Genomic DNA, 26,590 nt, shown 5'->3' on the forward strand with positions numbered 1-26,590 from the left:
AACCTGCGCAAATAGTTCGCTACCCCTGACGTCGATGCCTACCGTGAATCCGTGTCCCTACAATGCACAGAGGCCATGGGGGCAGGGGCGCGAGCAGTTGGGACCGAAGGATGTGCTGGTGGTGGACGAGGCCGGCATGATCGGCTCGCGCCAGATGGAGCGGGTGTTGAGCCAGGCGCGCGACGCCGGGGCCAAGGTCGTGATGGTCGGCGACCCCGAGCAGTTGCAGGCGATCGAGGCGGGGGCGGCGTTCCGCAGCGTCACCGAGCGCCACGGCGCGGCCGAGATCACCGAGATACGCCGGCAGCGCGAGGACTGGCAGCGCGACGCGACGCGTGCGCTGGCGACCGGGCGTACCGGCGAGGCGATCCACGCCTATGACGGCAAGGGCATGGTCCATGCGGCCGACACGCGCGAGCAGGCGCGGGGCGAGCTGGTCGACGGCTGGGATCGTGCGCGCCAGGCCGAGCCGGGCAAGAGCCGGATCATTCTTACCCATACCAACGCCGAGGTGCAGAGCCTCAACGGCGAGGCGCGGGACCGGTTGCGCGCATCCGGCGACCTTGGCGACGACGTGACAGTGAAGGCCGATCGCGGCGAGCGGCAGTTCGCGACCGGCGACCGCATCATGTTCCTTCGCAACGAGCGCGGCATGGGGGTGAAGAACGGGACGCTCGCGACGATCGAGCGGGTATCGCCCGAGGGCATGGCGGTGCGCCTCGATGACGGGCGCGGGGTCGCGTTCGACACTAAGGACTATGCCCATGTCGATCACGGCTATGCGGCGACGTTCCACAAATCGCAGGGCGTGACGGTTGATCGCGCGCACGTCCTCACCACCCCGGGCATGGACCGGCACAGCGCCTATGTCGGCATGTCGCGGCACCGTGACGACGTGCAGCTCCATTATGGCCGCGCCGACTTCACCGATCAGCGCCAGCTTGTGCGCGCCCTGTCGCGCGAGCGGTCGAAGGATATGGCGGGCGATTACGCCAAGCCGGAGCAGGATCAGGCGCGCGCGTTCGCCAATCGGCGCGAGATCCGGTTCCCGGAACTCGCGCGCCAGGTGGCGGAAAAGGTCCGCGACAAGGCCAGGGGCATGTTCGCGGGGTTCCGACCGAAGCCGGCGAGCGAAAAAGCAACATCGCCGGAGCGCGGCGCGGCCGATCGGCCGCTGGCGCCCTCGGAGGCCCGCGCGATCGAACGCTATGGTCGCGCGGCGGCCGACATGGACCGGATGCGCGCGCAGGGACTGCCTGTGCTGGCGCACCAGGAGAGCGCGTTACGCCGCGCCGGCGAGGCGCTGGACGCGACCCGGCCCCATGCCGCGCGCGACCTCGCCAGCGCGATCGAGCGCGACCCCAGGCTTGCGCGCGACGCGGCCGAGGGAAACACGGGCGGGGCGGCGAAGGCGATGGAGACGGAGCGCCAGGTCCGCATCGACCCGGAGAAACGCGCGGGCCGGTTCGTGGAGCAGTGGCAGGGCATGAAGGAGGCACGGGCCAGCATGGAGCGTGCCGGCGACCGTGTGGGCGCGGAGAAGCTGGGCAAGCGCATGGAAAGCATCGCGGGCGGGCTGCATCGTGACCCGCAGCTCGAATCCGTGTTGCGCGCCCGCGCCCCCGAGCTGGCGTTGAGCATCGAGCGGGGCCGGTCGATCGGGCAGGAACTGGCGCAGTCGATTCAGCCTAGCCGCGACCGCGATCGTGGAATGAGCCGGTAGGAGGACAGGTGGCAGACGAGGAGGACAGCCAGGGAGCAGACGCGGCCGAGGCGTTCGAGGCGATGCGCGGCGAGCTGGCGTTGCTACGCCGTGCCGTGGAGGGCTTGGCGGCCGAGCGCGGCGCGATCGACATGCCGGATTACAGCGAGACGCTTGGCGTGCTTCAGCAGGGCGTGGATACCGCCGCCGGGCGGATCACCGCGATCGGCCAGATACTAGCCAAATCGCCGGCGCTGGCGATGACGCCCGAGCAGATGGCGCAGCGGATCGCCGCGGCGGGCAACGCCGCCCGTCGCGAGGATCAGACGGCGCTCGCCAAGGCGGGCGAGGACAAGGCCCGCGTCATGGCCGAGCTTCGCGCGATCGCCGGCTCCGCATGGACGCGGGCCGACCAGAAGAACCGGCAGCTATGGTTCGGGGTGTGCGGGGCGGCGATCGGCATCCTCGCATGGGCGATCATGCCGGGCCTCGTCGCGCGCGAGGTTGCACCGGCGAGCTGGCAATGGCCCGAGCGCATGGCAGCACGGACGCTCGACCTACCACGTTGGGAAGCGGGGCAGCGGATGATGCAGAGCGTGGACTCGGCGCAGTTCCGCGCGATTGTCGCCGCCGACAGGATCGTGACGGCCAACCGCGAAGCGATCGAGGGGTGCAGCAAAGCGGCGAATCGGGCGCGTGTCACAGTGCGATGCACAATTAAGGTCGCCCCGTAGTGGCCGCGTATCTATTGCGCCAAGCAATTGATAATAGACAATTCGGCCCGATCCTTACCGTGGCAGGCTTGCGCGGGTCCAATTAGGGATCGGTGCATGGCTTCACGATTAGGCAATCAATACTAAGCGCCGTTAACCATCCTCTAATGTTTACAGTGCGATCATACAGATGCGCTAGAAGTCGCACCTGGGTGAATATGAGCAGCATCTCCATCAACGATGTCATGGCCTTGCGGAATGCCGTCCTCGACAAGAACGCGGCGCTTCGGAATGTAGCGAGCAACTCAAATTCTGTCGCTGTTTCTGGGGCTGCGAGAGGAGCGGCTTTTGAGACAGCGATGAACACCGCGCTGGGAAAGGTGGATAGCCCAAATTCCGTCTCAGGGGTGAGCGGAGCGGCGGGCGTGTCGCAGCCAGGACACGCGGAGCCAGGCGGCTTCGCCTCTACTTTTCAGACGCAGCTTCAAAAGATTAACGCGATCAACGCGCGCGCTGGCGCTTTGACGGTCGCCTACGAACGCGGGGAAGAAACCGACATTGCGAAGGTGATGCTCGCGCGGCAGGAATCCTCGATCGCATTCGAGGCGACGTTGCAAGTTCGCAACAAAGTCCTTTCAGCCTACAAGGACATTATGAGCATGCCGGTCTAACCCAATCATCCGAACTACATGGCCGGGCTGCTGATCTTTTGGTGCCGACACGTTCGCTCGCCAGCCTTTCTTGTGTTCGTTAGGTGCCTTTCGGTCGTCGTGCGCTGTTGTGCATGGACACGATCTTCCAGCCGCCGCTCACTTTCTTAAGCACGCTTGTGGCGACACCGAGCCGTTCGGCGGCCTCGCCGGTCTTTGGCTCGATCCGGTAACGGTAGGTTTCGGTGGCAAGGGCAACCGGCCCCTCAAAGCGGACATCGACCTTGTAGTCGGAGAAGCGGAACGATTTGAACTGCTTCAGCTCGGGACCGAGATGATGAGCGAGGTAGGTGGCGTAGGTTCCTTCGGCGCCTCCTGTCTCGAAAACTCGCGCGTCGGTCGTGAACAGTTGCTCGGTCCCGGTGGCGTTCAGCCGCTCGATCGCGGTTTTGTACTGTAACAGCACGGCCTCCACGGCGCGTGTGTCGACGGCGCGGGCAACCGGCTGCGTCCACCCTGCGGCGGGCAAGGCGATCGCCACGGCCACAATCGTCTTTACGGCGGTTTTCATTCATAATCTCCCAAGACAAAACTTGTCTGGCTTTTGGCCATCATCATCCGGGGCATCAATATGGAGCGGCTCGACGCTGGCCGCCCGGCCGCTTAGATCTTGCTCAAGAAGATAGGATTGCACCGACGACATGGCCGCGCAACTTGACCAAATAACTACCAAAGAGGATCACGACGGCCTTGTGCGTCGGCTCATTACCCGTTGGCGCGACGATCCAGGCGCGACCTATCGGAGCTGGTTCCTGTGGGACGAGCGGCTGAAAAACTTCCGGTCGATCCGGCGGGGCATCGGCCAGGTCGTCGGCGAGATCGAGCGTGGCACATTCGGCGTCGCCTATCGCGGATCGTCACTCGAAACCGTCGTCCATTCCGTCGCCGAACAGCGCCAAATCTTCAAGGGCGCCGATCACGCTTTCCTCTGGAAACCGAAGCTCCGCATCCCGGACATCTACGAGAGTCCGGAGAACCAGCGCGCGTTCGGTCGCTTGCTCGACGCCTGTTCGTGTTGCGACACGGCCGAGGAGATCATCGGCCATATCCACACGATCGACCGCTTGAAGATCAAAGGACTCGGGCCAGCGGTCGCGAACCTGCTCTACTTCCTTCACCCGACGCTGGTGCCGCCCTTCAACACCGCAATCGTGAAGGGCTACAACGCGCTGACCGGCGGTAAAGTGAAGCTCGGGAGCTGGGAACACTTTCTGGCGATGCGGTCCGGCGTTCTCGATTTGAACGATCGGCACCGCGACCTCCTGTCGAACGACCTGGGCGCGATCGGCGGCTTGCTGTTCGACATCGGCTCCGATCGCTACCCGGCTCCGCCCCTCGACGTGAGCGGCACGACGTTGGCGAGTTGGGGGCAGCGGCTCGAAGCGGCGCGCGAGGAAGCGCGCACGCTCAGCAAGGCGGCGCAGCGCGAAGGCAAGAACGAGCGCACCCATACCGAAATTCAAGCATGGCTTCGCGATCTAGGGCTGGCGCTCGGCTATGACGTGTGGATCGCATCGAACGACCGCAGCCGTGCTTTCAATGGATCGCCATTGGGGCATGGGTGCCTTGAGCGCCTGCCCGCCTCCATCGCAACCTCAAAAGGGGCGGATTCCATCCGTCTGATTGACGTGCTGTGGCTTGAGCGCGGCGGCGATCACGTCGCGGCAGCGTTCGAGGTCGAGCATTCGACGTCGATCTATTCGGGCATCGTGCGCATGCTCGACCTGGCGCTGAGCGGCAGCGACCTCCACGCGACCGCAGGGCTGTTTCTGGTCGCACCCGATGCCCGCGAGGCGGATGTCCGCGCGCAGCTACAACGTCCCGCGTTCAGCCGCGTCGCCGATCTCGACATATCCTACCTGCCCTACGGCGAGCTGGAGAGAAATCGCGAGGCGATCGCCAAGTTCGGATCGGGGCTGAAAGCGATCAAAGCCATCTCCAGCAAGCTGGCTTGATCGGTTGAGGCAAGGGGTACGCGTTCGCGCCGCGTATCTTAAACGGGTGGGGGCTCAGACGGAGATAAATGATGCACCAGATCGACCCCGACATGAAGGCGTGCATGGACGCCTGCCACGAATGTCATGTGACCTGTCTTCACATGGCGATGAACCATTGCCTTGAGGCGGGAGGCCGACATGCCGAGCCGCAGCACATGAAGATCATGGCCGATTGTGCGCAGATTTGCGCCGCCGCGATCGACTTCATGGCGCGCAAGTCCGCGCACCATCAGCATATCTGTCGCGAGTGCGCCGAGATTTGCCGGGCGTGCGCGTCGAGCTGCGAAGGGCTGGACGGTATGGAGGACTGCGTCGCCGCGTGTCGCAAGTGCGCCGAGGCTTGCGACAAGATGGCCGCGTAAATGGCCCGAGGGCGGCGCTTTCCCCGCCGCCCTCCCGTTACATCGCGGGCAAAGGCGCGTGAGACGGTGCGATGCACGGTCAGGGTTGCGGCAACGCTTTAGGGGGGCGTCGCCTGCCCTGCCGCTAGTAGGCTCGCGGCCCGCCCGCCCGCGGCTTGGCGCCGCGGTTCCAGGCGAACCCGATCACGATCGCGGCAAGCATCAGGAGTTGTGCCAGCAGCGACTGCAATGTTGGGAACAGGCCCAACATCGAGATACGTGGCACGCTGGCGAGCGGCGCTATGTCGATGATCCCCGCCTCTTGGAGGGCAGCGACTCCCTTACCGGCCAGCACGACCGTCAGAGCGGCCATCAGCCACGAGCTGTAGCGGAAGAACTGCGTAATCGGGAGCGTCCGGCTGTAGCGGAGCATTGCCCAGGCGATGACGGCGAGAAGGCTGATCGCTGCGCCGGCCCCGGCCAGCAGCATTGCGGTGTTCCCCTGTGTCGAGAGCGCGGCGTAGAAAAGGATCGTCTCGAATACTTCCCGATAAACCACCAGGAACGCGAGCCCGAACAGGAACCATCCCGACCCGCCGGTGAGCGCCCGTGACATTTTCTCTCGAATATAGCGCTGCCACTGATCAGCTTGCGCCTTGCCATGCATCCATATCCCGACCGAAAGCAGCACAAGAGCGGCGAACAGCGACCCGAACCCTTCGGTCATCCTTTGTGGCTGGCCATCAATTTGCGGCGGATATCGCTCACGCCTGACGGGCCGCTCCATCACCGCGGCCTGGCTCACTGGGCTGCCCCCAGCCTGACTACGGCCTCCGGGGCAGCCGCATACACGCCGAACCGCACGCGTCTAAGTAGGCCGCGCTTAAACATGATGCTGATTACCTGCCGCGATGCGCCGAAACGCTGGAGTTCCTGCGTCGAGACAGCGCCGCGACCGCTGATAAAGCGCAGGGCTCGCACCTGAAGGCTTCCTACGCGTGGCATTGCAAGCGAACGCCCCTTCTGAGGCCCAAGCGAAGCAGGAACGGGTTGCAGTTTGAGCGCGTTGCCTGGCGTACGATTCCATTCAACGCTTCGATATGGGAGACGCGTGCCTGCACGATCAAGCCGCACGGCGCAGCGGAGAAGACATCCGCGCAGAGTCTCGTCCAAATTGGTCTCCGTCCCGTGCTTTTGCCGCTGAAACAGCATCAGCCATGCCAGCAAGCCGGCTTCATCCACGCTGAGATAAGGACTTTGGGAGGTCGGAATGTACATGCCGACCCCCTCAGCCGCTTGCCGCAGTTGCCGGAATTCTCTTTTGGAGTCCCTGCCGAGCTCGTACCGATCATCCCCGCGCAGCCAGCCGATCGCCCGCTGCTCGCTGGCAGGCAGTTTGGCGATGCTGGTCCACCGGCGGGGCATGGCTCAAAACCGAGCGTTCAGGCTGACCTTGAACGCTCTTGGCGAGCCTGGCGTAAGATTTGTGTTGCTGTTGGCGAACAGGAAATAGCGCTCCTGGAAGAGGTTCTCGACGTTGAGCTGGGCGCTGAGATTCTCATTAATGTTGTAGTAGGCCGCCGCGTCGACCCGGGTGAAGCTCGTCAGCGTCACCGTGTTGTCAGTGGCGGCGAAGCGTTTGCCCTGGTAAATAACGCCGGCTGCGATGCCGAGCTGTTCGATGGGGTCGAACCGGGTCCAGAGCGACGCGCTATGCTTGGGGACGCCTGCAGGACGGTTGCCCGCCACCACAGTGCCCGACTGACTGTCGCGGAACTGCGCATCTGTATAGGTATAGCCGCCGACAATGCTGAGCCGGTCGGTGATGTTGCCGGTCGCGCTCAATTCGACGCCCTTGGTCCGCTGACGGCCGATCGGGATGGCCGGTGAGGCGGGATTGTTGGGATCGCTCAACGCGAGAACATTCGAGCGGTCCAACTGGAATATGGCAGCCGAAACGTTGAACGTAGGCACGATGTCCCACTTGGCCCCGATCTCATAGTTCTGGTATTCCTCCGGATCCAGGGCCTCGTTGGTGAGGTTCAGGCTCGTGAACTGATCGCCGCCACGAGGTAGATAGGTGCGCGAGTAGCTCGCATAAATCGAGGCGTTCTCGACCGGCTTGAAGATAAGCCCGGCTCGCGGCGACCAAAGGCTGTCCACTTTGCGGAAGTCGCGCCGCTGCCCGGCGGGGAAGCCAACGGTACGGCGGTCGGTTACGTTCGTGACGAAACGCTCGTAGCGCATTCCCAGGATGACCTGAAACATAGGCGAAAGCTCGATCTGGTCTTGCACATAGCCTGCCAGGACCTCGGCCGTGCCGCGATTGTCGCCGCTGCTGGCGGTCTGGCGCCAGATCAGGTCGGGTCGGAAGATCGTCGGGTTCGCAACCGTGGCGAAGATGTTCTGGACGCCGGTGGGCGCCGCCGCCGTTGGGAAAAAGCCTTCGCTGCGGAGATTCTCGGTCTTCTGATGCCCATATTCCGCACCGAGCAGGAGCGTATGATGGATGCCGCCAGTGTCGAAGGTGGCGTTGATGTCGGTCTGATTGAAGAAGTTCCGCCGCTGCGTTGCGTTGACGTAAGCCGACATCTGGACGATCATGCCCGGCGCGTAGACACCGGCAGGCAGGCCAGCGGGGTTGGTCTGGACTGTAGTGTTCACCGTTCCCGGAAAGACATTCTGATAGAATTTGTCATAGTCGGCGTAACGCGTCCGGTTGCGGATCGTTACAGTATCGCTGAAAGCGTGTTCGATGAACAGCGTGCCTGCATCAGTATTGGTGCCTGTCGGGCTGTTACCCGGATCGCCGAAAAACTGGCCACGCGGCGTTTGCAGCGGCTGACCGAGATAGGAGGAAACGCCGCGGTCGGCGACGCGATCATCCTCGAAATGCTCGTAGCCCAGCGTGACGGTGGTATCCGGTCCGAGCCGGAGCGTTGCGGTCGGATTAAAGCCCCACCGCTCGTTTTCGACCCCCTTGCGGTAACTGCCGCTGTTCTCGTAGACGCCGGTCAGGCGGAGCGAAAGCACATCGTTGACCGGCGCGCCGAGATCGACCTGGCCCCGATAGAAATCGTAGCTGCCGGCCTCCAGACGGGCGCCGAGATGCTGGCGCCCGTCTGCGACTTTGGTGACGCGGTTGACGATGCCGCCCACGCCGCCGCGGCCGAAAACCATGGCATTGGGGCCTTTGAAGATCTCGAGCCGTTCGATATTGTAGAGATCGCGGTAGGTCTGGATGTCGTCGCGGACGCCATCGACGAAGAAATCGCCGGTCGTCGAATTACCGCGGAACACCAGCGTCTCACGATTGCCCTCGCCTTGCGTCGAGAAAACACCGGGGACATAGCGGATGGCATCGCCAATGCTGGTCGCGGCTTGGTCCGCGATCTGCTTCACTGTCACCACGTTGACCGTCTGCGGCACGTCGATCAGCGGCGTGTCGGTGCGCATCGCCGAAACGCTCCGGGTCGCCTTGTAGGAGGTTTCCGCCTCACTGTCGTTGATTGCAGTATCGGTCACGGTTACGCTGCCGAGCACGGGGGGCTGCTGCTCTTGTGCATATGCCGGCAGAGCCAGCACCTCGACAAGCGAGGCGGCGGCCAGAATGGCAGTACGTGAAACGGCTGATGTCCTGAAATTGCGGCTCATGAATCCCCCTGATAGCTAAGCGGCATGCTAGCCTCGGGGCCGGATATAGATAATCGTTCGCAATAGCAACGATGATGTGAGGGGCTAGGCTCACAGGACTGACGCAGAATGTTCAAAGCGTTGCTGACCCGGCGCACGGCGTCGTTGTCGCCAAGGAAGAGGGCGTAGCGTGGATGGTACGCGCCCACGCGACGCCAGGCTACACTGGTTGGCAGCAAAAGCGAGGGATGGACCTTGGGTCCGCGTATTACATAATGAGCATGCTTGGCGTGAGATTGATAGAGGAGCCGGGATAATGAGTTACCAAAATAGAGTACCATCGCTCATGGTCGGTTTCGCACTACTCGCGATTGCAGGCTGTAGTTCGCCAAAGCCAGAAGCAAACATCTCCGAAGATCAAATGAACCACTTCGCCGGAATCGCCGCGCATGATCATCCCGTTAACACTGCGACAGCTGGCCAACCTGCTGGTGGCCAAGTGCCGAAGGGAAGTGCGAAGGCCGCACCATGAAGCGATGGGCTTTGACCGATCGCTTATTCCTATACTGCCGCATTTTCCCAATGATGGATTAGGTTAATAAATCTCTATTGGTTGTATTTCTACCTCCTGAACCGTTGCTGTCAGGCGCATTCAGACCCGCTTCAATGCGCGGCCGCTACCAGATCCCGGCTAGCTGTTGGAGCGGTATGTTGAAGGAGAGTTAGGATGTTGCGCAGGTTTATCGCGGCTGCGGCGCTCGCAGCCTCAGTCGCTGTCATCGCGCCCAGCGCGGCGCTGGCGCAGGATCGAGGCCATGGCGGCTGGCAGAGCCAGCGCGGTTATGGCGACAGCCATGGTGTTCGCCAGGTCCATCGAGGCGGGCGGGGCTCGCATGGTTACGACCGCGGTCATGGGTACCCGAGCTACCGTAGTCATGAATATTCGAACAGCGGCGAACACGCGCGCGGGGGCGGCCGCGCGTATGGCCATGACCGCCGATATGCCGTGAACCATCGCAGCCACTGAGCTGGCCTGCCCAATCAAACGACAAAGGCCGGGGCACGATCCGCCTCGGCCTTTGTCACGCCTTCTACATATGATAATGTCCTTTATCACACATAGAACGGCCTGTGAATCTGGCGGATGGCAAACCTACAAAATGGAGGGGGCGTGGGGTGGCGCTCCTTGCCACAAGGGATGAAGCAAGGAGCGCCTCCTTATTGCTGTCGGGCAAAAAGGTCGTTGCGACCTGCCGCTAAACATCGTTACGATATAGGATAAATCGGCCATGCCGTAGCGGCGCCCCCGACCCCTAGCGATGAATCCGTCACTTAAGACGGCCGAAAAATGGCCCGACTGAATTACGCCAGTCGGGCCTAAGTGAAAAGAACCCCCTGTCACAACGGAGGCCCTTCGGGTCGCATTTGAGCGTATACAGGATAATTCCTAGTCGTTGTAGGATAGAAACGACATATGGACCGATCGGGTCAGATTGAGACAATCGGGCGTTTGCATCATTCCTCTTCGTCGCCTTGTGAAGCACGAAGCAAAGCCGTCGCGCTTTCGGTCGCAGACTTGGTGGTGGCCGCCAAGGTTTTCATTTCCGAGGCGACGATCGCAAAGCTCTTGCCGGCCTCGCCGACCCGCGCGGCCTCGATAGAGGCGTTGAGCGCCAGGAGCGCGCTCTGACGCGCGATGCCGTCAATTGAGGCGACGATCGGCACCAACTCGCGATGCGTGTCCTCAAGCGCCAAGCGGCGGCTTTCGGCCTGTTCCTGCAACTGCTGCATCCGCGCGGCCTCCAATCGCTCGCGCCGGCGCATCTCGGTCACATTGTCGGCGATCTTGAGAATCTTGGCAGGCCGATCGTCGCCGTCGAGGATCGGGTTGTAGGTGGCTTGAAGCCAGATGTCGGAGCCGTCCTTGGCGAGCCGGCGAAACTCGCCCTGCTCGAACTTCCCTCGATTGAGGCGCTGCCAGAACGCCTCATATTCGGCCGACGCCTTCACCTCGTCGGTGCAGAAGATGCGATGATGCACGCCCTTCACTTCGTCCAGCGTGTAGCCGGTGACTGTGAGGAAGTTCCGGTTGGCGTCGAGGATCGTGCCGTCAAGCGCGAACTCGACACAGAGCTGCGAACGGTCGATCGCCACCAGCTTGCTGCGATACTCAGCACTGCGCGCGCGATCGGCCTTAAGGCGCGCTGCGTTGAGGCCGCCGTGAAGCAGCAGGCTTTCCCAGGCAAAAGCACTCTCGAAGCCCGTCAGCAGCCGTTGCAACTCTGCCGGCTGCTCTGACAGCCGCTCCCATAAGCGCGCGCGCAGGATATGGTGTATCTGGTCACGCATCGCGAACACCTTGTTGGCGTCGAGACCGAGCTGGCGGATCGCCGCGCCGTTGCCCATGACCCGATCGGCCCACGCGCGATCCAATTGCAGCCGCGCCAGGCGTTCGGGAGAGAATAGCTCGCTGGCGAAAAAGTCATGTGCAGTCGGCCCGACATCGGAGCCGTCAGCCGCCGCTGATCGAGTGACCTCATCCACCACAAGCCCGACATCGCCGCCGATGAGCTGCGCGATCTCGGCCAGCGTGCCGGCCAACGCCTGTTCGGGATCATAGACGGCCCGCAAATGATCGTGGTCCAGGGCATCCCGCATCGCTCTGTCTAATCCGTCTCCCATCGGCATCCATTTCTCAATTCTGGAAGCACCTTCATGCGCTTTTCTTATTGCCGGCTATTTAATACTACAGCATGGCTGCCATGCTCCCCACAATCTCGTTGATCCGCCAGGGCTTCGCAAGGAAACCGACTCCCTGCGGCAAGTCCGCCTCGCTGGGAAACACCCGGCCCGAAGTGACAAGAATGGCCATATCCGGCCATTGCTCGCGGATAGCAGCCGCCAGCGCGACGCCGTTCATGCCTCCCGGCATTTCAATATCGGTGAGGACCGCGCAAATGTCGTTGCGGGCTGCGAGGATCGACAGCGCGCCCAGCGCATCGCACGCCTCGCAAACACGGTAGCCAGCATCCGCGAAGATTTCGGCCGCCATCGTCCGCACAAGTGGTTCATCCTCGACAACGAGCACAGTGATGCTTTTGGCCTCCATTACGCCGTCCTTTCTGTTTGAGGGCGGAGAAGGGGTCGCTTTCTCCGCCCTCATCCCATCGCGTTCCCCCCAGACGCCGATGGGAATCCCCTGTTTTCACGTTGGCACCAACTATGCCCCCTTCTTCCGTCTGAAGTCGGCAACATCCCGCAAGGTCGCGGCCCAATAGGCCAACGCCAGACCTTCGTCCGCATTTTCGCTTTTACTCACCGTGGCATAAATGCCCAGCGCATCAGCAAATTCCTCCGTGGTCGCGACGCCGCTCTTTTCCAGAAGCGCGCCCACGACCGCCAGCGCCCCGCCGATCGCCTTCACCAGCGCGGGATCGAGCGACGTCGCCCGCTCCTGCGCTCGCCGATCGGGATCGGCAGCATCATCGGCGCGCAAGGCAGTCAGGCGCGCTGCAATGTCATGGGCCTGTTGAAGATAGATCGCGGCGGCATCCTCGCCAGCCCGATCGAGCAAATCGAGCGCCTCGGTCATCAACGCGACCGCGCGGGCACGCAGGGCGGTCTTGTCCGTCATGCAGGCTGCTCGCGAAGCGGGCCGCTCGCCCGCTCGCGCCCGTCGCGCTGGGGCTGGCCCGCCCAAGTGATTTCACAGGCGTTCTTGCCGGCCCGCTTCGCCACGAACATCGCCTGATCGGCCGCGTGCATGAGCGCAGCGGGATCGCGCGGGACGTGCGGCGGAATGACTAGCGCGCCCATGCTGCACGTCACCGGATGCTCGCCCGCCGCCAGCACGGCCGACACACGCGAATGAAGCGTGCGCGCGAACATCTCGCCCGCGTCCGCTGGATGCACGCGGAGCAACACCGCGAACTCGTCGCCGCCGATCCGCCCGAAAGCATCCTCGCGCCTGATGCTGCCCGCCGCCCCGCGCGCGAAGGTCCGTAGCACGGCGTCGCCAGCGGCATGGCCGTGGGCGCTGTTGACGCCCTTGAAATCGTCAAGATCGAAGATCGCCAGCAACAGCGTCTCGCTGGCCCTGCTGGCGACGGTAAGCGCCTCTGAAAACCGCTCGTTGAACGTCTCACCATTCAGCGCGCCGGTCTTGCGGTCGCGCAGCGCGAGATGCCGTTGGCGGTCAAACGATCGGCGGAAGCTCACGATCGTTGCGGCGACAAAGAGATAGGTCGCGACCCGCACGCTGGTTCGGACCACCAGTGAGGCCGAGACCCCGCCATCGTCCAGATGCGGAACGATGGCGAGGATCGCGGTAAGCAAAGCAACAAAATACGCAGCACGTTCGCCCAGCGCCCATGCGGCGGCGCATATGATCGGAATGTAGAGCGGAGCCAGGCCAGCGCCGGGATAGGCGTGGTTTGCCCATGAAAGGGCGGTGACGGCAACGAGGATCGCGAACCAGGCATGTTCGCGCGGCAGGGATTCCAGACTTTCGGCCAATCGACCGACAGGGAGATGACTGTTCACGCGCTTCCTACCCCTACCGCAAAGCTCCATCCACACTCGCCGGCGACGGCCGATCGGACAGCCGACTGCACGCCACCAAATCGGAAGCGTGCAGCCGGCAGCAACCGGCCATTGGAAACCTGATGTAAGTCAGGCGCGAACACCTTTGGGCCAAGGGCCTTGGACATGCGTGTCCGCTGCCCGGTCGCTGAAGCTCGTCTTACATTGAGAGGTTTCCACGCCTCTGCCCCCCTCTCGGCGGGCGCGTGTCGTTTAGAGGAAAAGCATTAAGAATTGCAAATAAAGTGCAGTTCCGCACGCTCGCGGCACTATTCTTCGGCAAGTCGTTTAAACGATCTCAACCGACGCGGATCGGCGCTGGGGTGGTTCCATAGTTGATACACTGACAGCAGCGGTGATGCAGAAACTGATACACCCCCATTATTGAGATTCATTCGCAAGAAGATTGCTGAAAAGGGCATCCTGCGCTATGAGGCCGGCATGGCAGAGGATGGATTTTTGATCGCGAAAGCGCGCGACGATCTCTGTTTCTACGAGGATCGCGCGCGCCAGGAGCGGGCGGCGGCCGAGTCGGCAAGCAAGCCCGAAGCGGCTTCCGCGCATCGCCTGCTGGCGATCGAATATGAGGCCCAAGCCCGCGAGCTGCGGGCGGAACTGGTGATGGGGTGCGCGCCATGACCATCATCGCTCTGGATTTCGAGGCGTCCTGCCTGCCCCGTCATGGGCGATCCTATCCCATAGAGGTCGGGATTGCCGATGAGCATGGCCTGATCCGCTCCTGGCTCATCCGGCCTCCCAATGCCTGGGCGGGTTGGGGCTGGACGCAGGAGGCTGAACGCCTGCACGGCATCTCCAAGGAACAGCTCGCCCGCGACGGCCTGCCCCCGGCGCGGGTCGTCGCGGAGCTGGAACCCTATGTGCGAGGCGCGCGCGTCATCGCCGATTCCCATTTCGACGCACCGTGGCTGACGACGCTTTCGGCACTGGCGGGCAAGCCGCCGCCCTGCGCCATCGGTCATGTCGCGGACCTGCTCGAAGAGATGGGCGCGGCCTATGAGCATGTCGAGGCGGCATTGCGCCAGCTCGATCGCCAGCCCTTTCGCCGGCACCGCGCCGCCGAAGATGCCCGCTTCATCATCGCGCTCGTGCGCGAAGTGCGGGGCCAGGTTGAAAAGGCGCGAGAAAGCCAGCCCGTCTTTGACTGGCGGCGCGCGCCGCCGATCGCGCGCCCTTCCACCTATCGACCGTCCAATGCGGGGAGTGTCCGGTGATGCCGATCAAAGACAGCAAGCGCCGCGAAGAGATGACCCAAGAAGCCCTCGCGTTGGTCAAGAAGGCGATGAAATTATTTGACAAGGCCGGCCAAGACATGGCCGCCATTCATTGTCAGGAAGCGGTCGAAATGGTGGAGATCGGCCATATTGCCCGACTACAGACAGAGCATGTTCCGGGCGATAGCTGAACTGGCGCGAAGCGCGATCGTCACTCGCGGAACAGGTCCACAACATGGCAACCCAGCGCGCCCGCAATCGAGTCCAGCAGTTCCAACATGGGGTTGCCGCGTCCGTTTTCTATGCGCGACAGATACGACGCGGTAACGCCCGATCGCTCCGATAATTCTACCTGCGACATTGCGAGTTGCACGCGGCGCTCGCGGCAATTTCGACCGACAAGCATCTGGCATTCCTCTGCCCCGGCAATAGCTGGCTGGTTCATGATTTTTGTCCGCTATCCGCTTTGACCTCAATCGTGCAGCGCACCGGCTTTTCCGCCTTTTCCGCCTGCTCACGGCATTTCTGCACCGTCTCGCGATTGGCATCCGTCAACGGCGAAGCCGCGACGATCAGCGCCCAGCTCTCCGGATCGGCCGCCTGCATCAACCGCTGCCCCGCTCCCCACGGGCCAGGCTCATTGAGAACGCGGGTCGCCATACGCTCGGGCCAGCGCCAGCTATCGGGGGTCGCTCGCGCGAGCGGACCGGCAAGGAAGGCATAGAGCAACAGCCCCAGCACCACGCCGCACGCGCCGATGACATACAGCCAGCGATTTTGCTCGTCGCCGCGCCGCGCCGACGCGAGCCGGTTGCCGATCTCGCGCGCGGCCTGGTCCAGCGCCGTGCGCGCCTCGGTGATAAGGCGCTGATCCTCGCGCCGCGCGTTCGTGGCGGCGCTGGCGATCTCGCCCGCCATATGCGCCGGGTCCATCGACAAGGCGGGGCTTTTCCGCATCGCCGCGACCTGCTGGGCCAGCACGCCCAATATTTCCTGCGTCTTGGTGAGCGTCGGCTGATAGTCGGGTATCTCGATATTCTCGCGCACAGCGGTCAGTCCTTCGACCGCAAGGCGCAGCAACGACACTTCGCCGCGCAGCTTCTCGAACGCCCGCGCCGGATCGTCCGCGTCGTCCAGACCATCACCCTCGCCCATTATCGCTTCTCCTTACCGGCTAAGGCCACGATCGCGGCCAATCCCAAGTTCGTGCGTCAACTGGTGGCTAAGGTCGCGCCCGCGCCCCATGCCCATCTCAAGCCCCAGCTCGCGCTCACGGCCACGCAGGATCGATTCCACCTGGGGATCGCGCTCAAGGCTTTTCGCCATGCCCGCCATCTCCTTGCCCGCCTTCTCGCGGCCCGTCATGTCGCCGACGCGATACAGCCGGTCACGGTCATGGGAGAGTTGTTGCCAGCGTTCCACGAAGCGATCGGCGCGCAAGTTCGGATCGGCCCGCACCTTGGCCTCCTGCGCCATCGCATCCATCATCGGGCCGCTGCGCCCCGCCGCCGCCTCATGGAGCAAGCCGGGTTCGCGCTGGAACGCCGATGCCATATCGCGCGAAGCCCCCGCCCTGATCTGGTCCAGCGCCTCGGTCGCGCGCTCGAGCGCGACTTTCTGATGCTCCAATACCGGCCCGCCCGATGCGCGCGCCTGCAACACCGCCTCGGCCGAACGCGAGGCCCGCTCGACCGCGCGCCGGAAATCATGGGTATGGCCCTGCTCGGCACGCGCCGGGGCTTCCTTCGCCGGCGTCGGCGTGCGCGACGACAGTTTCAGCCCGTCGAACATGCCCCGCTTGGGAGCCGCTTTTTCCTTCGCGCCCTGCGCTGGCTCGGCCGCCTTCGCCGGCTCGGCCGACAGCTTCAAGCCGTCAAACATGCCCCGCCGCGGCTGATGCTCGCCCGCGGCCTTCCCCTCGCCAGCGCCGCGGTCGCCGATCTCACGCGTGCGTGGATCTTCGCCCATCTGGCGCATGGTGCCGGCGCGCGGGCCAAGAAGCTCCACGCCCTTCCGCTCGGGCGGTTCCGCAACGCGGATCTCGCCCGACAGGCCGCGCCGATCGGCGAACGATTGGGCCTCGGCGTCCCGGTCCCGATACATCGGATAATCCGACGCCATATCCTTCGCCCGCTCGCGCGACAGCGTGCGGACAAGCCGGCGATCGTCGGCGAAGTCGTCGCGGCCGTAATGGAGCTGCACCCCGTCACGGTGCCGCGACAACGCCACATAGGCCGCATGGCGGTCCATGCCGGGGGTGGCGAGGACATGCCCCTGATCGACCGTCACGCCCTGCGATTTGTGGATGGTCGCGGCATAGCCATGATCGACATGGGCATAATCCTTGAGGTCGAACGCCACCTGTCGGCCATCGTCGAGGCGAACGGCCATGCTGTCGGGCGACACGCGCTCGACCTTGCCCAGCGTGCCGTTCTTCACCCCTAGCCCGCGCTCGTTCTTGAGGAACATGATGCGGTCGCCGGTCGCAAACTCGCGCGCGCCCCGCTCCGCCGAAATCCGCACGTCCTGCCCCAGCTCGCCGGCGTCGCGCAGCCGATCGCGCGCGGCAAGGTTGAGGTCGCGCACCTCGGCATTGGTGTGGGTGAGGATGATCCGCGTCTTGTCGGGATCGGCAAGCCGCTGCGCGTCCCATGTGTCGATCAGCTCGGCGCGGGCCTGCTCGCGCGTCTCGGCCGCGTGGACCATGCCATGCTCGGCATAGGCACGGATCGCCTCGCCGGTCCTGCCCGTCGCCAGCGCCCGCGTGGCGTCCTTCTGCCAGTCCTCATGCTGCCGGCGAACCTCGTTGATCTCGGCCGCGCCGTGGCGCTCGGCAAGGGACCGGAACGCAGCGCCGGCCTCGATCGCCTGCAACTGCTCCGCGTCGCCGACTAGGACCACCTTCGCCCCCGCCCGCTCGGCCTCCGACAGCACGCGCTCCATCTGGCGCGTGCCGATCATGCCGGCCTCGTCGATCACCAGCACGTCGCGCGAGCCTAGCAGCTCGCGGCCCTGGTCCCACTGATATTCCATGCTGGCGATCGTGCGGGACTGGATGCCGGAACCGCCCTCAAGCCCCTCGGCCGCGATGCCGGACAAGGCCGCGCCGCGCACCTGATAGCCGGCCCGCTCCCATTCGTCGCGCGCCACGCCCAACATGGTCGATTTGCCGGTGCCGGCATAGCCCACGACGATTGCAAGGTCCGGCTTGCCGGTGATATGGGCCAGGGCGTCCTTTTGCTGGCTTCCCAGCGCAAGGCTTCCACTCTCGGCGGTGTCTCGCCCCCCCATTTGAGACGCCGCCGAGAGACCATGCCCCGCCCGCTCCGCAAGTCGATCGCCAGCCTGGCTCAACCGCTGCTCGGTGTCGATCATGTCGCGCGACGTGAACCGATCCTCGCCGCGCCCGTCCTTGCCCAGCGCCACCAGTTCGGGCGAGGTCCGCACCGCGCTCATCACCTGGTCGAACTGATCCTTGCCGTCGCTATGGCGGAACGCGAACTGTGCGAGGTCGCGCCGCGTGAACGTCGCCTGTTGCCGGGTGATCGCGTCCAGCGCGATTTCCGGGCGCGCAATGATCTTCTCGCCATTCTCGCGCGCGATCCGGGCATGGTCCTCGACCCGCTCGGCCTCAAGCCCCTGTTCGGGCATACGCGACGCAGCCGGCCCGATCTTGTGTTGCGGCTCAAGGTCGATCCCCTGCGCCGCCAAGGTGCGATGGTCGATCCGCGCGTCAATATCCAGCTCGGCAAGACGCTGGTTCACATGGTCGGCCCACGCCTCGCGCCACTCCTTCAGGAGCGCCGTGCTGTTCCACTCGACAACCTTCTTGCCGAAGCCTTGCCCGTCGATTTCGCGCATCGACAGCATGACGTGCGCGTGCGGCTTGGGCTGGCCGTCCTTCCCCATGTCCCAATGCACATTGAGGTCGGCCACCATGCCGCGTTCGACAAACTGCTTTTCGACGAAATCGCGGGCGAGCTGGACGCCCTGTTGCTGGTTCAGCTCGCGCGGAATCGAGAACTCGACTTCGCGCGCCAACTGCGCGTCCTTGCGCTTCTCGCCGGCCTCGACCTCGTTCCACAAGGTCGCGCGATCGTTTAAACGCTCTGGCGCACCTTCGGGCAGCATGATTTCCGAATGGACGACGCCGGCCTTGTTCGAGAAATCATGGTCGCGCCCCAGTCGGTCATCGTGCAGCCGCTCCGCCGCACGATAGGCCGCGCTGGCAACGGCGCTCGATCCACTGGAGCGGCCGATGACTTTCGCGGAGAAATGGTAGATCGCCATGACGACACGAAACTTACCCTTCTTAGCGCAGGTCGGCAACGACCTATAAGCGCGCACTCACCACTCACTGCCGTTCACGTGATTGACTTCACCGCATTTCTGTTCGGACCCGCTGTCCTGCCAGCGCGATCGTGCTACTGTGCGGCTTCTGTTCGACGGGCGCGAGGGAGAGAATGATGCGCAAGACGCGCGACTATGACGCCGAATTGCGGGCACTGAGCGACAAGGCCAAGTCTATCAAGGCGAAGAAGATACAGCAACTCGGCGAGCTGGTGACGGGGACCGGGGCCGATGCGCTCGATCTGGACACGCTCGCCGGTGCGCTGCTCGCCGCCGTGGAATCGGCCGACGCGGAGGAAAGGGAGGCGTGGCGCTCGCGGGGCGCGGCCTTCTTTCAAGGACGCGGGCGCAAGGCTGGGCGACGCTCTGGCGGCAACGGCGAAGGCGGAAACCCGACTGGCGCAAGCGAGGCATAGGGTTGAAGCCGCCGCGCGCCGCACCGATACGAGGGGATGGGTCGTGCAGCGCCGCGAACGCACCCGCCATCTCATAGAGCTGGGCGGCCTCGTCCAGAAGGCCGGCCTCGTCGAACTGACCGACGACGATCGCGCAACGCTCTATGGCGCGATGCTCGATCTGGCCGCTCGCGCGCGTGACGATGGTAACGCTCTCGCGCTCTGGAAGCGGCGCGGCAAACGGGCCTTCGACGCGGAAGCCGAAGGACAGGACAACGCGGAAGGAAACGCCCATGACTGACACGTCGCGCCTCTCCTGGCAGCTCCTGATGGTGGGGCCGGGCATCGACCGCATCACCCCCGACATTCAGGACAAGCTCGCCTCGCTGCTCGATCTGCTTCCCGCCACCGCGACCATCAATGTCCAGACCGATGCCGGCTATGTCACCGTCTCGCGCGACTGGCCCAGTCACCGCATGGAAACCGTCGATAGCCTGGTGGACGAAATCGCCGCCGCTCCGGGCATCACCCATATCGCGCTGCCCGACGATCCCGCACGCGACACCATCGCGCAGCCGGCAAGCGAAGGACAGGAACCGTGACACGCGCCCTCGACATCGGGGCGATCCGCGCCCAGGTCCGCGCGCTCGATTATGTGCGCGGCACCCCTGCCGACGCCGCCATGTGGCGCAAAGGCGATGCCGAAGCCCGCGCCAATCTCGCGATCGAAGGCATGGACCTCGACGCCGACGAACACGCCCTGTTCGACATGCTGCGCGAGGAAGCCGTGCCTCCTCCCCTCGCCACGGCGATCGTCCTCAAGCTGCTCGATCATCCCGACGCGGACCCGGCGCTGGCGATCACGCCGGCAACGATCGGATGACGATGCGGGCCGATCTCGATCATCTCCCCGCCGCCAAGCGCCGCGAGCTGGAACGGGTCGCCCGCGTCCTGTTCGATGAATTTGAGGATGCCGTCAAAACCAAGCTCTCCGACAAGCGCAAGGGCGGCCGCATCCTCAAGCTGATCCTGTTCGGCTCCTACGCGCGCGGCGATTGGGTCGAGGATCGCGCCAGCGGCTACATCTCCGACTATGACCTGCTCGTCGTCGTCAACTCCGAGACCTTCACCGATCTGCAAACATGGTGGGCCGTCGCCGACGATCATCTGGTGCGCGAGCTGACCGTCACCCGCCACCTCTCCACCCCCGTCAATTTCATCGTCCATTCGCTGATGGACGTGAACGACCAGCTCGCGCGCGGCCGTCCCTTCTTCGCCGACATAGCCCGCGATGGCATTGCCCTCTACGAAGCGCCAGGACAGGGCCTCGCCGTGCCGCGCCAGCTCGACGCGCAGGAACGCCACGCCGAAGCCCTGCGCCATCGCGACCATTGGTTCCCGCTCGCCGCGCACGCGCTCAAGCTCGCCCAGGACAGCATTGCCGACGGCGTGCCGCGCGATGCGGCGTTCATGCTCCACCAGGCCGTCGAGCGGGCTTACAATGCCGTGCTGCTCGTCCTGACGCTCTACGCGCCCAAATCGCACCGGCTCGGTATCCTGCGCTCGCTCGCCGAAAATCTCGATCCCCGGCTGATCGAAGCATGGCCGCGCGACACCCGCGCCGCCCGTCGCCATTTCGCGCAGTTGCAGCGCGCCTATGTCGAGGCCCGCTATTCCCACGCCTATGAAATCACCCCCGACGAACTGGCCTGGCTCGTCGAGCGCGTGAGGCATTTCCACACGATCGCCGCCGCGATCTGCGCCGAACATCTCGCCACGATCGACACCAAAAACGACCCAGGAGGATTGCCATGAAACCAGCCCTGTTCCTCACGCCCCTGCTCGGCCTCGCCGCCTGCACCCCCGCTGCGCCCGACCCTCGCGGTGTCGATCGCGACGAAACCGTGCTGACCGTCACCGGCACGGGGCGCGCCGAAGCCACCCCCGATCAGGCGTTGTTCACTGCCGGCCTGTCGAGCATCGCCGCCGACGCGCAGGCCGCCAGCGCCCGCAACGCGGAAACCATGAACAAGATCACCGCCGCGCTCGCCAGGCTCGACATTCCGGCGCGGGATATTCAGACCCGCAACCTCTCGGTCAACCGGATCGACTATGGCGCGAACAAGGGCCGCTATGAGGCCAGCAACAGCGTCGCCGTGCGGGTCCGCGACAACAAACGGGTGAGCGAAGCTCTCGCCGCCGTCACCGCTGCCGGGGCCAACATCGTCTCCGGCCCCAATCTCTCGGTCGCCGATCCCGAAAAGGCCAACCTCGGCGCTTATGGCACCGCCTACAAGGCCGCGCGCGCCAAGGCCGATGCCTATGCCGCCGCCGCCAACCTGCGCGTTACGCGCGTGCTGGCGATCAGCGATGGCGGCCAGGGCGGCTATATGCCGCAAATGGCCGACATGGAGGCCCGCATCGCCGCTCCCCCGACAGTCGTGCCACAGGCAGCGCCCCCGGTGATGGCGGGGACCAACATGAACATCGTGACCGTGCGGGTGGATTTCGCCCTGGCGGCGAAGTGATCCGGCATGGAATGGTTCCGCCAGCTCGGCCGCGCGATCCGCAACCTCGCCCGCCTCGCGCGCGAGCAACCGATTTGGGCGATCACGGCGCTGACCCTTAGCCCGCTCGCGCTCATCCGCCATCTGTTTCGCACCGCGATCCTGTTCCTGATCGTCGGCATCGTCCTGGCCGGCGGGATGCAATTCGTCCTCGCCTCCCTGCTCGGCCTGGCTCGCGATTCCAATCTCTACCAGCTCGGCATGATGCTGACGTTCCTCGTCATCATCCTGGTCACGCTGCGCGCCCTCTTCCAACCGCTGATCCTGCGCTATGGTGGCCCTGCCGGCGACGATACCCACGGCTCGGCCCGCTTCGCCACCGATCGCGAGACGCGCCCCCTCGCCCAAAATGGCGACGGCCTGCTGATCGGCCGCGACCGCAAATCGGGCAAGCCGCTGCGCTATGCCGGCCCCGCCCATCTGCTGACGATCGCGCCGACGCGCACCGGCAAGGGCGTGGGCACCATCATCCCCAACCTGCTCGACTATCCCGGCCCGGTCGTCTGCATCGACCCCAAGGGCGAGAACGCGCGTATCACCGCCCACTATCGCGCACGCTTCGGCCCGGTCCATGTCCTCGATCCCTTCGGCGTAACGGGCATGGTCGGGGCCGCGTTCAATCCATTGGATCGTATCGACCCTGCCGGCCTCGATCTCGCCGACGACTGCATGACGCTGGCCGACGCACTGGTCTATGACGCCCCCGGCGAAGCGGGCGAGGCGCATTGGAACGAGGAAGCCAAGGCGTTGATCGCCGGCCTGATCCTGCATATCGTTTGCCAGGAGCCGGCGGGCACACGAACCCTTGCCACGCTGCGCGACCGGCTCACCCTCGCTCCGCAAGCCTTCGCCGCCCAGCTCGAAGCCATGCAGGCGCAAGGCGGCCTCACCGCCCGCGCCGCCAATCGCCACCTCGGCAAGTCCGATCGCGAAGCCGCTGGCGTGCTGTCGGCCGCGCAGCGCCATACCCATTTTCTCGACAGCCCGCGCATGACGGCGGTGCTGGGGCACTCGGATTTCACGTTCGCCGATGTGAAGGCGCAGCCTACCAGCGTCTATCTGGTGCTGCCGCCCGATCGGCTCGCCACCTATGCGCGCTGGCTGCGCCTGATGCTCGCGCAAGGGCTGACCGATCTCGCGCGCGCGCCGGCCTCCCCTGCCCGCTCCGTCCTGTTCCTGCTCGATGAGTTCGCCGCCCTCGGCCGCCTCGAACCCGTCGAGCGCGCTATGGGCCTCATGGCCGGCTACGGCATCCAGCTCTGGCCGATCCTGCAAGACGTTCACCAGCTCCGCGCGCTCTACGAGCGCCGCGCCGGCACCTTCCTGTCGAACGCCGGCGTCTTGCAGATATTCGGCGTCAACGATCACGACAGCGCCAAGNCGCCGGCACCTTCCTGTCGAACGCCGGCGTCTTGCAGATATTCGGCGTCAACGATCACGACAGCGCCAAGCTCGTCTCCGATCTGCTCGGCCAGGAAACGGTCGTGTTCGAGAGCATGAGCCGCGCGATCGACGCGGAAGAGACCGGCATATCGTTCGGATCGCAGCATGTCGGCCGCCCCTTGCTCACGCCCGATGAGGTCCGCACGCTGCGCGAGGATTTGCAGCTCCTGTTCCTCGCGGGGCAACGGCCGATCGTCGCCGCCAAGCTACGCTATTTCGCCGATCGCGAGTTCGCGGGGAAGTTCGACAAGGTGTAGAGCGTTTAAACCGTCTCAAACACAAGGTATTTCGACCATGCCTAATGAACGATTTGAGGAATTTGCCGATCGATTCATGAAAAGCATCGGCGAGCCGGGCTGTGACCTACAAGCATTGGTCGATGAGCTGATAGAACTGCACGCTGTCGAGCGCGACGAATTTAACCGTGTCCGCCTGATAAGTATGCACATTGCGTTGACCAACATCGCTGCCGAAGGCTTGGCCAAGGCACAAGCCCCAGGCTCTCAGATCATCGGCTTTCTGGCCGATAACCTTTCGACTTACCATCTCATGCTCCGCCAGGAGAGTTTGGTTGACGGGCAGATCGACAAGGCCGTGCTTTTGCGCGTGACCGAACGCGAAATCACCGCTGGCCGCATGAAGGGCAACGATCCTCTCCGGGCATTTGCCGAAGGCGGCGAGTATATTCGCGACAATCCGATGGAGGGCCTTTTCCACGCTGATCCATCGGCCGACGACAAACCCGTCCTGAATTGAAGCGATAGCACCACGCGCCACAGGGCGCGAATGTATAGGCGTATACAAATATACAAGTTCGCCGTCTGTTCGGCCTGGGCGTTGTTTAGCGGACTTTCCGCGCCCTCCCCTGCCGGTTCTTAGCGTAGGATTCCGCCCTCTCCCGCAACGATGATCGGGCCAGGTTCGCGAAATCGTTGTCTGGCGCACAAATCTTGAAGCTCGCCGCGCCGATCGCGGCCGCTCGGACCCGATGTTGCCGTTTTTCAGCCCTAGCGTCCATAAAACGCACTTCCGTGTCGTCGCGCGCGATCGTGCGAGGATCTAGCTTCCAAAAAATCGGCCGCCTAGGAAGCCCGTAGAGCGGCATCGGGCGCTCGACCTCTCCAACCCTGCCGAACGCTCAGAATGACGCCCAGCGGCCCGGAAATCGCCCCTGCCGCGACGTTTCCGCCTCCCCTGCCCTCTCGGCTTGATCGCTGCCCTATCCGCCTGGCTTTTCTGGAAAGCCAATTGCGACGGTGCCGCTGGCGCTGTGGTCGCGGCAGGGGCGCAGCGTTTAAACGATCCCTAATCCAACAAAAAGCGTGCCGGCGAAGCCGGCTCATCATGGGGGATGCCGGGTGGGAGGATCGCAAAGCGATCCGGGGCGGCCGCAGGCCGCGAGCCGGCGGGGGCGAAGCCCCCAAGAGGCGGCGCTTTTCTTCCCTCTGACCGTGCTTCAAGCACTGCGCCAGTGAGTCGCGCTGCCTCTGTCCCGATTTCCGGGACAGGTTGTCCGATCTGGCGGGATGCTGGTGGGTGAAACCACGTCGCGGCAAAAGTTATCCACAGGGCGGCCTAGTGTTAATATATGGGTTAAAGAGTCGTGTTACGGGATTTTGGCGTCTCCGTAAGATACTGAATATAATAGTGAAATCGGCCATTTTTTGGCCTTGGGCGTCAACGGAACCCCGAATCCGGTGACTCCAGAACCCCGAATCTGCGTCAACGAAACCCCGAATCGTCGGCGAGCGTCAATGAAACCCCGAACTTTTTCGTTGCGTCAATGAAACCCCGAATCTACGGTGGCCGTCAATGAAACCCCGAATCGAGCCTGACCGTCAACGAAACCCCGAACTTCCGCTTGCCGTCAACGAAACCCCGAACGGCGCGGAGGGTCGCCCTCCCCTGTTGCCGGTTCGCTATCCCGATCCCGATCTGTTCATTTGCGATGTTCTCGACGCCATCCCCAAGGATGACATGGCCTCGATGGAGCATCCGATTTTCTCGCTCGCGACCAAGCCCGATCGGCGCGTGTTCCGCTACGAGCATAACGGCAACAAGCTCGAAATCGTCCCCAGCGTCAAAGGGCTGGCGACGATCCACGACAAGGATATTCTGATCTACTGCATCTCCCAGCTCATCGGGAAGATGAACCAGGGCGAGCGGCCGAGCCGCACCTTGCACCTCACGGCGCGCGATCTGCTAGTGTGGACCAACCGGCAAACCGATGGCGACGGCTATGACCGACTGCGGAGCGCGTTCGAGCGCCTGTCGGGGACGCGGATCACCACGAACATCAAGGCCGATGGCGAGGAAATCACCGAAGGGTTCGGCCTCATCAACGAATGGCGGATCGTGCGGCAAACCCGCTCCGGCCAAATGTCGGAAATCAAGGTCACGCTCTCCGATTGGCTGTTCAAGATGGTCGAGGGGCGCAGTGTCCTGACGCTGCACCGCGACTATTTCCGTCTCCGCAAGCCGCTCGAACGGCGCATCTACGAGCTGGCGCGCAAGCATTGCGGCGCGCAGGAAAAATGGTCGATCTCGGTCGAAACGCTACAGAAAAAGACTGGCGCGAGTAGCCATCTGCGCGTGTTCCGCTCGATGCTGCGCGATCTCGTCGCGCACGATCATCTGCCCGACTATGCCGTGGAAATGAACGGCGATACGGTCACGTTCCGCAATCGCGAGGCGCTGGATACGGTCGAGGCGATCGAGGCGGAACCCGAACGGCCCTATATCGACCCCGAAGGCTTCCACGACGCCAAGAGCGTTGCGCCTGGCTATGACGTGTATGCGCTCTATGACCAATGGGTGTCATGGTGGATCGACAGCGGACGGCCGGAACTGAAAAGCCCCCGCGCCGCCTTCATCGGCTTCTGCCGCAACAAGCACAAGACCGCCCCCTTGCGCTAGTATAGGCGTA

Annotated in this window: 26 protein-coding genes and 3 pseudogenes; 17 read left to right on the plus strand and 12 right to left on the minus strand. The window is 64.0% G+C overall.

What is annotated here, in order from left to right:
* Positions 1–76: 76 nt before the first annotated feature.
* From AC58EF_RS25935 to fliE, 3 genes and pseudogenes are all read left to right on the plus strand, one after another.
* Positions 77–1,723 (plus strand): annotated as a pseudogene (locus AC58EF_RS25935) (AAA family ATPase); the annotation flags it as partial.
* A gap of 8 nt (positions 1,724–1,731) precedes the next feature.
* Positions 1,732–2,436 carry a DUF6118 family protein gene (locus AC58EF_RS25940; RefSeq protein WP_497279343.1) on the plus strand — a complete coding sequence of 235 codons (705 nt, stop codon included), beginning with the start codon at positions 1,732–1,734 and terminating at the stop codon, positions 2,434–2,436.
* A gap of 197 nt (positions 2,437–2,633) precedes the next feature.
* Positions 2,634–3,086 (plus strand): flagellar hook-basal body complex protein FliE, encoded by a 453-nt coding sequence (gene fliE, locus AC58EF_RS25945; RefSeq protein ID WP_497279345.1) that lies wholly within the window; start codon positions 2,634–2,636, stop codon positions 3,084–3,086.
* Positions 3,087–3,165: 79 nt separating this feature from the next.
* Here the strand turns inward: fliE and AC58EF_RS25950 are convergent, their stop codons facing one another.
* The gene (locus AC58EF_RS25950) at positions 3,166–3,636 is read right to left on the minus strand and encodes a YybH family protein (protein ID WP_497279347.1); all 471 of its coding nucleotides are present in this window, start codon (positions 3,634–3,636) and stop codon (positions 3,166–3,168) included.
* 130 nt (positions 3,637–3,766) lie between these two features.
* Here AC58EF_RS25950 and AC58EF_RS25955 point away from each other — a divergent pair, with 130 nt between their 5' ends.
* Positions 3,767–5,080 carry a type II restriction enzyme NmeDI-related protein gene (locus tag AC58EF_RS25955; RefSeq protein ID WP_497279348.1) on the plus strand — a complete coding sequence of 438 codons (1,314 nt, stop codon included), beginning with the start codon at positions 3,767–3,769 and terminating at the stop codon, positions 5,078–5,080.
* Positions 5,081–5,151: 71 nt separating this feature from the next.
* Complete coding sequence (locus tag AC58EF_RS25960; RefSeq protein WP_497279349.1) at positions 5,152–5,484, plus strand: four-helix bundle copper-binding protein; 333 nt, start codon at positions 5,152–5,154, stop codon at positions 5,482–5,484.
* A gap of 124 nt (positions 5,485–5,608) precedes the next feature.
* Here the strand turns inward: AC58EF_RS25960 and AC58EF_RS25965 are convergent.
* The 8 genes and pseudogenes from AC58EF_RS25965 to AC58EF_RS26000 all read right to left on the minus strand — a co-directional run.
* A pseudogene (locus AC58EF_RS25965) lies at positions 5,609–6,190 on the minus strand (FTR1 family iron permease); the annotation flags it as partial.
* A gap of 74 nt (positions 6,191–6,264) precedes the next feature.
* On the minus strand, positions 6,265–6,741 hold the full coding sequence (locus AC58EF_RS25970; protein WP_497279350.1) for a hypothetical protein: 477 nt from the start codon (positions 6,739–6,741) through the stop codon (positions 6,265–6,267).
* Positions 6,742–6,891: 150 nt separating this feature from the next.
* The gene (locus tag AC58EF_RS25975) at positions 6,892–9,117 is read right to left on the minus strand and encodes a TonB-dependent receptor (RefSeq protein ID WP_497279351.1); all 2,226 of its coding nucleotides are present in this window, start codon (positions 9,115–9,117) and stop codon (positions 6,892–6,894) included.
* Positions 9,118–9,862: 745 nt separating this feature from the next.
* Positions 9,863–10,009, minus strand: coding sequence for a hypothetical protein (locus AC58EF_RS25980; RefSeq protein WP_497279352.1), 147 nt, complete (start codon positions 10,007–10,009; stop codon positions 9,863–9,865).
* A 602-nt stretch (positions 10,010–10,611) separates the two neighbouring features.
* Positions 10,612–11,697: a methyl-accepting chemotaxis protein gene (locus AC58EF_RS25985; RefSeq protein WP_497279354.1), complete on the minus strand. Its 1,086-nt coding sequence runs from the start codon at positions 11,695–11,697 to the stop codon at positions 10,612–10,614.
* A 145-nt stretch (positions 11,698–11,842) separates the two neighbouring features.
* Positions 11,843–12,205: a response regulator gene (locus AC58EF_RS25990; protein ID WP_411779470.1), complete on the minus strand. Its 363-nt coding sequence runs from the start codon at positions 12,203–12,205 to the stop codon at positions 11,843–11,845.
* Positions 12,206–12,316: 111 nt separating this feature from the next.
* On the minus strand, positions 12,317–12,730 hold the full coding sequence (locus AC58EF_RS25995; RefSeq protein ID WP_411779472.1) for a hypothetical protein: 414 nt from the start codon (positions 12,728–12,730) through the stop codon (positions 12,317–12,319).
* Positions 12,727–13,638: a GGDEF domain-containing protein gene (locus AC58EF_RS26000; protein WP_411779474.1), complete on the minus strand. Its 912-nt coding sequence runs from the start codon at positions 13,636–13,638 to the stop codon at positions 12,727–12,729. Before AC58EF_RS26000 ends, AC58EF_RS25995 begins: the two co-directional genes overlap by 4 nt.
* Positions 13,639–14,061: 423 nt before the next feature.
* Here AC58EF_RS26000 and AC58EF_RS26005 point away from each other — a divergent pair, with 423 nt between their 5' ends.
* The 3 genes from AC58EF_RS26005 to AC58EF_RS26015 are packed head-to-tail and all read left to right on the plus strand — an operon-like array spanning position 14,062 to position 15,100.
* Positions 14,062–14,316, plus strand: a complete 255-nt coding sequence (locus tag AC58EF_RS26005; protein ID WP_411779476.1) for a hypothetical protein — start codon at positions 14,062–14,064, stop codon at positions 14,314–14,316.
* Positions 14,313–14,909 carry a 3'-5' exonuclease gene (locus AC58EF_RS26010; RefSeq protein ID WP_411779478.1) on the plus strand — a complete coding sequence of 199 codons (597 nt, stop codon included), beginning with the start codon at positions 14,313–14,315 and terminating at the stop codon, positions 14,907–14,909. The genes AC58EF_RS26005 and AC58EF_RS26010 overlap by 4 nt, the downstream gene beginning before the upstream one ends.
* Positions 14,909–15,100 (plus strand): hypothetical protein, encoded by a 192-nt coding sequence (locus AC58EF_RS26015; protein ID WP_411779480.1) that lies wholly within the window; start codon positions 14,909–14,911, stop codon positions 15,098–15,100. Before AC58EF_RS26010 ends, AC58EF_RS26015 begins: the two co-directional genes overlap by 1 nt.
* Before the next feature lie 20 nt (positions 15,101–15,120).
* Here the strand turns inward: AC58EF_RS26015 and AC58EF_RS26020 are convergent, their stop codons facing one another.
* Genes AC58EF_RS26020 through traA form a run of 3 tightly spaced genes read right to left on the minus strand, consistent with a single transcriptional unit; the run spans position 15,121 to position 19,199 of the window.
* Positions 15,121–15,354 (minus strand): helix-turn-helix domain-containing protein, encoded by a 234-nt coding sequence (locus tag AC58EF_RS26020; protein WP_411779482.1) that lies wholly within the window; start codon positions 15,352–15,354, stop codon positions 15,121–15,123.
* Complete coding sequence (locus AC58EF_RS26025; protein WP_411779484.1) at positions 15,351–16,064, minus strand: DUF6118 family protein; 714 nt, start codon at positions 16,062–16,064, stop codon at positions 15,351–15,353. Before AC58EF_RS26025 ends, AC58EF_RS26020 begins: the two co-directional genes overlap by 4 nt.
* Positions 16,065–16,076: 12 nt before the next feature.
* Positions 16,077–19,199 (minus strand): Ti-type conjugative transfer relaxase TraA, encoded by a 3,123-nt coding sequence (gene traA / locus AC58EF_RS26030; protein ID WP_411779486.1) that lies wholly within the window; start codon positions 19,197–19,199, stop codon positions 16,077–16,079.
* A gap of 176 nt (positions 19,200–19,375) precedes the next feature.
* On the opposite strand from traA, the gene AC58EF_RS26035 reads away from it, so the two are divergent.
* The 9 genes and pseudogenes from AC58EF_RS26035 (at position 19,376) to AC58EF_RS26075 (ending at position 26,580) form a co-directional block, all read left to right on the plus strand.
* On the plus strand, positions 19,376–19,675 hold the full coding sequence (locus AC58EF_RS26035) for a conjugal transfer protein TraD (RefSeq protein ID WP_411779497.1): 300 nt from the start codon (positions 19,376–19,378) through the stop codon (positions 19,673–19,675).
* Positions 19,676–19,718: 43 nt separating this feature from the next.
* A complete protein-coding gene (locus AC58EF_RS26040; protein ID WP_411779488.1) occupies positions 19,719–19,955 on the plus strand; it encodes a conjugal transfer protein TraD in 237 nt (78 codons plus the stop codon).
* Complete coding sequence (locus AC58EF_RS26045; RefSeq protein ID WP_411779490.1) at positions 19,948–20,256, plus strand: hypothetical protein; 309 nt, start codon at positions 19,948–19,950, stop codon at positions 20,254–20,256. The genes AC58EF_RS26040 and AC58EF_RS26045 overlap by 8 nt, the downstream gene beginning before the upstream one ends.
* The gene (locus AC58EF_RS26050; protein ID WP_411779491.1) at positions 20,253–20,537 is read left to right on the plus strand and encodes a hypothetical protein; all 285 of its coding nucleotides are present in this window, start codon (positions 20,253–20,255) and stop codon (positions 20,535–20,537) included. The genes AC58EF_RS26045 and AC58EF_RS26050 overlap by 4 nt, the downstream gene beginning before the upstream one ends.
* Positions 20,534–21,469, plus strand: a complete 936-nt coding sequence (locus AC58EF_RS26055) for a HEPN domain-containing protein (RefSeq protein WP_497279355.1) — start codon at positions 20,534–20,536, stop codon at positions 21,467–21,469. The genes AC58EF_RS26050 and AC58EF_RS26055 overlap by 4 nt, the downstream gene beginning before the upstream one ends.
* The gene (locus AC58EF_RS26060; protein WP_013038679.1) at positions 21,466–22,182 is read left to right on the plus strand and encodes an SIMPL domain-containing protein; all 717 of its coding nucleotides are present in this window, start codon (positions 21,466–21,468) and stop codon (positions 22,180–22,182) included. The genes AC58EF_RS26055 and AC58EF_RS26060 overlap by 4 nt, the downstream gene beginning before the upstream one ends.
* A 6-nt stretch (positions 22,183–22,188) precedes the next feature.
* Positions 22,189–23,921, plus strand: a pseudogene (locus AC58EF_RS26065) (type IV secretory system conjugative DNA transfer family protein).
* A gap of 76 nt (positions 23,922–23,997) precedes the next feature.
* Positions 23,998–24,420, plus strand: a complete 423-nt coding sequence (locus AC58EF_RS26070) for a hypothetical protein (protein ID WP_020819899.1) — start codon at positions 23,998–24,000, stop codon at positions 24,418–24,420.
* 1,152 nt (positions 24,421–25,572) lie between these two features.
* Positions 25,573–26,580 carry a replication initiator protein A gene (locus AC58EF_RS26075; RefSeq protein ID WP_021240124.1) on the plus strand — a complete coding sequence of 336 codons (1,008 nt, stop codon included), beginning with the start codon at positions 25,573–25,575 and terminating at the stop codon, positions 26,578–26,580.
* Positions 26,581–26,590 lie beyond the last annotated feature (10 nt).

Source organism: Sphingobium sp. WR1 (assembly GCF_059693745.1).

Excerpts from the sequence above, each read along its gene's own strand:
- AC58EF_RS26060 (WP_013038679.1), top strand. The coding sequence starts at position 21,466 with ATGAAACCAGCCCTGTTCCTCACGCCCCTGCTCGGCCTCGCCGCCTGC.
- traA (WP_411779486.1), bottom strand. The coding sequence starts at position 19,199 with ATGGCGATCTACCATTTCTCCGCGAAAGTCATCGGCCGCTCCAGTGGA.
- AC58EF_RS25995 (WP_411779472.1), bottom strand. The coding sequence starts at position 12,730 with ATGACGGACAAGACCGCCCTGCGTGCCCGCGCGGTCGCGTTGATGACC.
- AC58EF_RS25950 (WP_497279347.1), bottom strand. The coding sequence starts at position 3,636 with ATGAAAACCGCCGTAAAGACGATTGTGGCCGTGGCGATCGCCTTGCCC.
- AC58EF_RS26070 (WP_020819899.1), top strand. The coding sequence starts at position 23,998 with ATGAAAAGCATCGGCGAGCCGGGCTGTGACCTACAAGCATTGGTCGAT.
- AC58EF_RS25970 (WP_497279350.1), bottom strand. The coding sequence starts at position 6,741 with ATGTACATTCCGACCTCCCAAAGTCCTTATCTCAGCGTGGATGAAGCC.
- fliE (WP_497279345.1), top strand. The coding sequence starts at position 2,634 with ATGAGCAGCATCTCCATCAACGATGTCATGGCCTTGCGGAATGCCGTC.
- AC58EF_RS25955 (WP_497279348.1), top strand. The coding sequence starts at position 3,767 with ATGGCCGCGCAACTTGACCAAATAACTACCAAAGAGGATCACGACGGC.
- AC58EF_RS26045 (WP_411779490.1), top strand. The coding sequence starts at position 19,948 with ATGACTGACACGTCGCGCCTCTCCTGGCAGCTCCTGATGGTGGGGCCG.
- AC58EF_RS26035 (WP_411779497.1), top strand. The coding sequence starts at position 19,376 with ATGCGCAAGACGCGCGACTATGACGCCGAATTGCGGGCACTGAGCGAC.
- AC58EF_RS26025 (WP_411779484.1), bottom strand. The coding sequence starts at position 16,064 with ATGGGCGAGGGTGATGGTCTGGACGACGCGGACGATCCGGCGCGGGCG.
- AC58EF_RS25990 (WP_411779470.1), bottom strand. The coding sequence starts at position 12,205 with ATGGAGGCCAAAAGCATCACTGTGCTCGTTGTCGAGGATGAACCACTT.
- AC58EF_RS26015 (WP_411779480.1), top strand. The coding sequence starts at position 14,909 with ATGCCGATCAAAGACAGCAAGCGCCGCGAAGAGATGACCCAAGAAGCC.
- AC58EF_RS25960 (WP_497279349.1), top strand. The coding sequence starts at position 5,152 with ATGCACCAGATCGACCCCGACATGAAGGCGTGCATGGACGCCTGCCAC.
- AC58EF_RS25975 (WP_497279351.1), bottom strand. The coding sequence starts at position 9,117 with ATGAGCCGCAATTTCAGGACATCAGCCGTTTCACGTACTGCCATTCTG.
- AC58EF_RS26010 (WP_411779478.1), top strand. The coding sequence starts at position 14,313 with ATGACCATCATCGCTCTGGATTTCGAGGCGTCCTGCCTGCCCCGTCAT.
- AC58EF_RS25980 (WP_497279352.1), bottom strand. The coding sequence starts at position 10,009 with ATGACCGCGGTCGTAACCATGCGAGCCCCGCCCGCCTCGATGGACCTG.
- AC58EF_RS26055 (WP_497279355.1), top strand. The coding sequence starts at position 20,534 with ATGACGATGCGGGCCGATCTCGATCATCTCCCCGCCGCCAAGCGCCGC.
- AC58EF_RS26020 (WP_411779482.1), bottom strand. The coding sequence starts at position 15,354 with ATGAACCAGCCAGCTATTGCCGGGGCAGAGGAATGCCAGATGCTTGTC.